This is a genomic window from Sutterella parvirubra YIT 11816, from assembly GCF_000250875.1.
GTDB lineage: Bacteria > Pseudomonadota > Gammaproteobacteria > Burkholderiales > Burkholderiaceae_F > Sutterella > Sutterella parvirubra.
The window spans coordinates 89,444-93,477 of sequence record NZ_JH605011.1; the positions used below are offsets into that span (position 1 = coordinate 89,444).

Genomic DNA, 4,034 nt, shown 5'->3' on the forward strand with positions numbered 1-4,034 from the left:
TCGCCTGCATCACGACCCTCGGGCCGGGGCTGGGTCCCATCGGCCCCTCGGGGAACTACGCCGCGCTCACCGAGCCGCAGCTCGCGATCTGCACCTTCGCGATGCTGATCGGCCGTTTGGAGATCTTCACGGTCTTCACGCTCTTCACCCGCGCGTTCTGGCGCGTGTAGCGCTTCCGGAAACAACGAAGGCGCGCCCGAGAAAAAGCGCGCCTTTCGTCCGGAGAGATCAGTGAATGTCCCGGGACGGGAAACTTCTCGTTAAGGCTTTCCCCACATGATCGCTTCGTCGTGGCGGATCGCCCGCTTGATCATGTCCTTCAGGGGCGCCGTGCGCTGGTAGAGGTGGATCGTCTCGCGGTCCTTCTTCTCATCTTCTGCGGCTTCGCCGTCCTCGATGCGGCGGCGCTCCTCATCGTAGGAGAGGCCCCGCAGGCGCTTCTCCTCCATCTCCTCGCGCGCCTTCACGAGCGCGCGGGCGCGGGCTTCGGCCTCTTCGAGCCGCTTCAAAACGTCGGGCAGATCTTCCGAAGGAATCGCGCCCGTCTCCACGAAGGGCATGCCGATTTCCTTGAAGATGCGTTCAGCGGTCTCGCGGAACATGATGAAGGGCCCCGTCGCGCGGCAGCTGAACATCACCAAAGCCATGGTCTTCTCCCTAATGGCCGGGACCCGAGAGGGCGTCCCGACGGATGATAAAATCGTGCCTGCCCGAATGAGTCCGTGGGGTTCGGCGGCACGACCGTCCGGGCCCCATTTTATCTGTCTTGCTGGAGTCCCAAGAGTGCCCGTCGGCATCTGCATCATCGCGCACGAACCGCTCGCTTCCGCGCTCAAACTCTGCGCGCAGCACGTTTGGAGCGCAACGGGTGACGCCTCTGCGGACGACATCGTCGTCTACGACGTGCCGTCCGATACCGATCCCGAAGTGGGCGTCGCCGAAGCGCGCCGCCTGATCGACGCGCTCCCGCACGAAGACGGCGTGATCGTCTTCACCGACCTGATCGGCTCGACCCCGTCGAACATCGCCCACAAGCTCCTCGACGACGAGCGCGTGCGCGTGATCACGGGCGTCAACCTGAGCGCGATCGTCACGGCGCTGAACGCCCCCAAGGACGATCCCGCCAACCGCGTGATGACCGTCGCCGAATCCGGCGCCCGCGCGGGCATCTCTTCGAGCATCGGCCGCTCCGGCGAAAGGTAGTCCGCATGCAGACCACCACCGTCACGATCCGCAACAAGCTCGGGCTTCACGCCCGACCCTCGGCGCTTCTCTCCAAAACCGCCAACCTCTACGCCTCGAGCGTGACGCTCTCCTGCGGCGCGCGCTCGGTCGACGCGAAGTCGATCCTCGGCCTCATGACGATGGCGATGCCCTGCGGCACGCAGATCACCGTCATGACCGAAGGCCGCGACGAAAAGGAGGCGATGCGCCACATCGTCGAGCTCTTCGAAGAGCGTTTCGGCGAATCCGAATGAGGAGGTCCGCATGACCGAGGAACTCCAGGAAGAGGCCCAAGCCCCCGTACAGTTGGACGGCTTGACGGTCTACCCCGGCGTAGCGGCCGGGACGGTGCAGATCTTCGCTTCGTCCGACCTCGACATCCCGCAGTTCGCGATCGAAAAGAGCCAGGTCCGCGGTGAAATCCTGCGCCTGAGGAACGCCGTGAGCGCCGTCGACAAGCAGATGGCGGCGATGACGGACACGCTCGACGAAGACCTCCCGGCGGAAGCCGCGGCCTTCATCGAAGTCCACCGCACCATCCTCAAGGACCCGACGCTTCTCGCCGATACGAACGAACTCATCAAGACGGAGCTCGTCAACGCCGAATGGGCGCTCTCGCTGCGTCTGGAGCGCGTGCGCCGCGACTTCGAGCAGATCGACGACGACTACCTCCGTCAGCGCGTCGAGGACATCGCGCACGTCGTGCAGCGCGTGCAGCGCACGCTCGCCGGCAGGCGCAGCGAGGCGAGCCTCCTCGACGTCGAAACGGTCGAGGACAAGGTGATCCTCGTGAGCGACCGCCTCGACCCGACCGACATGCTTCAGCTGCGTGAACGCGACGACCTCGACATCGTCGGTCTCGTGCTCGAAGAAGGGAGCGTGACGAGTCACTCGGCGATTCTGGCGCACAGCCTCGAAATCCCGACGCTCGTGGGCGTGACGGGGCTGCGCGAAAGCGCCGCCAACAACCAGCGCGTGCTCCTCGACGCCGACGCGGGCGTGATTGAGCTCAATCCCACGCCCGAGCAGTTGAAGGACGCGCGTCTGCGCATGCGCGAACAGCGCCGCGCGAAGCGGCAGCTCCGAAAGCTCAAAGACGTCTCCGCCGTCACGACGGACGGCACCGACGTCGTGCTGGCCGCCAACATCGCGCTCCCCGACGACTTGGTCGACGTCCACCGCGTGGGCGCCTCCGGGATCGGGCTCTTCCGCACCGAATTCCTCTACCTCAACCGTGAGGACCTCCCCGGAGAAGAAGAGCAGTTCCTCGCCTACCAAAAGATCTTCCGCTCGATGCGGGGGAAATCCGTCGTCATCCGCACGGCGGACTTGGGCGGCGACAAGATGCTCTCGCGCGAATCGATGGCGCTGCTTCGAAACGCCCCCGTCGAAGAGAGCAACCCTGCGCTGGGGCTTCGCGGCATCCGGTTTTCCTTCGCCTACCCCGAACTCCTCACGACGCAGCTGCGCGCGATTCTGCGCGCGGGTGCGGGCGCCGTCGTCAACATCCTCCTTCCCCTCGTGACGAGCCCCGTCGAGGTGCGCCGCTTCCGCGAGATCCTGGAAGAGGTCCGCGCGTCCCTCGAAGCCGAAGAGGCGAAGCTCCCCGAAGCCGTCAACGTGGGCGGCATGGTGGAGGTGCCCGCCGCGGTCGCGGTGCTTCGCGACCTCATTCCGGTGCTCGACTTCTTCTCGCTCGGGACGAACGACCTCGTGCAGTACACGCTCGCCGTCGACCGTACGAACGCCGCCGTGAGCGACTACTACGAGGAGTGCCACCCGGCGGTGCTGCGCCTCATCGCGGAGACGATCCGCCGTGTGACGGGAGCGGGCAAAAGCGTCTCGGTGTGCGGCGAAATGGCCGGGCGCACCGACCTCACCGAATTCTTCCTCGGGCTCGGCTGCCGCGTCCTCTCGATGGACGCCTCCAGGATCCCGAGCGTGAAGAACCGCGTTCTTCAGATCGACTCCGAGGACGCCACGGACTTCTCCCGCGGCATCCTCCACCGCCGCTCCGCCGAGAGCGTGCGCCGCGCGCTCACGGAGCGCGAAACCCGCTTTCAGGTGAACGACCATGCAGAAGAATCCCTTTGACCGTCCGCTCTCGGACGACGAATTCGTCGAGCTCGGCGAACTGCTCGCCGCGATGCCCGAACCGTTCGAGCCGATGGAGGCCGATCACATGGACGGGTATCTCACGGCCATCGCGTGCCTTCCGGTGAGCGCGGCCCCGCAGCCGAGCGGCTGGATGCCCTTCATCTTCGACGCGGAGGGCCGTGAGGACGCCGCGCTCGAGGACCCGCGAGATCAGGACCGCTTGGAAGAGCTGATCTTCCGCCGTTGGCGCATGATCGACGGGCGCATCCGCCGTCAGGAGCCGTGCGATCCGATCGTCTACGAAATCGAGGACGACCGCGGGCACCCGGTGTGCGGGTTCGACGGCATCGCCGCCATCGCGCCCTTCGCGGCGGGGTTCCTGGAAGGCATGGACCGTTGGCCGGGGCTGCGTGAATCCGGCGACGAGCTCGTGACGAGCGCGCTCCTCGGGATTCTCCGGCACCTCCCCGAGGAGCTGATCGGCGACCTTGAAGAAATCAGGAACGACCTCGACCTCGAGAGCCCGCTCGAAAACCTCGATCAGGCGATCGAGGACATCGCGGAGAGCGTCGCGGAAATCTGCACGGTGACGCGCGGCATCACGAAGCCCGCGCCGCGCGCCGCGAAGCGCCCCATGCGCGGCCCCAAGGCCCCGGGCGCGCGCGGTCCCCGCGGGCCGCAGGGCGGCAGAGGCGGTTTCAGCGGCAACGGCG

5 protein-coding genes are annotated in these 4,034 nt (G+C 66.5%); 4 read left to right on the plus strand and 1 reads right to left on the minus strand.

Features of this window, described 5'->3' with window-relative positions:
* Positions 1–260 precede the first annotated feature (260 nt).
* On the minus strand, positions 261–647 hold the full coding sequence (locus tag HMPREF9440_RS09110) for a DUF1840 family protein (protein ID WP_008543536.1): 387 nt from the start codon (positions 645–647) through the stop codon (positions 261–263).
* A 136-nt stretch (positions 648–783) separates the two neighbouring features.
* Here HMPREF9440_RS09110 and HMPREF9440_RS09115 point away from each other — a divergent pair, with 136 nt between their 5' ends.
* The 4 genes from HMPREF9440_RS09115 to HMPREF9440_RS09130 all read left to right on the plus strand — a co-directional run.
* On the plus strand, positions 784–1,203 hold the full coding sequence (locus tag HMPREF9440_RS09115; RefSeq protein WP_008543537.1) for a PTS sugar transporter subunit IIA: 420 nt from the start codon (positions 784–786) through the stop codon (positions 1,201–1,203).
* A gap of 5 nt (positions 1,204–1,208) precedes the next feature.
* Positions 1,209–1,478, plus strand: coding sequence for an HPr family phosphocarrier protein (locus tag HMPREF9440_RS09120; protein ID WP_008543538.1), 270 nt, complete (start codon positions 1,209–1,211; stop codon positions 1,476–1,478).
* 10 nt (positions 1,479–1,488) lie between these two features.
* Positions 1,489–3,318 carry a phosphoenolpyruvate--protein phosphotransferase gene (gene ptsP, locus HMPREF9440_RS09125; protein WP_008543539.1) on the plus strand — a complete coding sequence of 610 codons (1,830 nt, stop codon included), beginning with the start codon at positions 1,489–1,491 and terminating at the stop codon, positions 3,316–3,318.
* A partial coding sequence (locus tag HMPREF9440_RS09130) for a YecA/YgfB family protein (RefSeq protein WP_040765488.1) occupies positions 3,299–4,034 on the plus strand: 736 nt, incomplete at its 3' end. The genes ptsP and HMPREF9440_RS09130, both read left to right, overlap by 20 nt.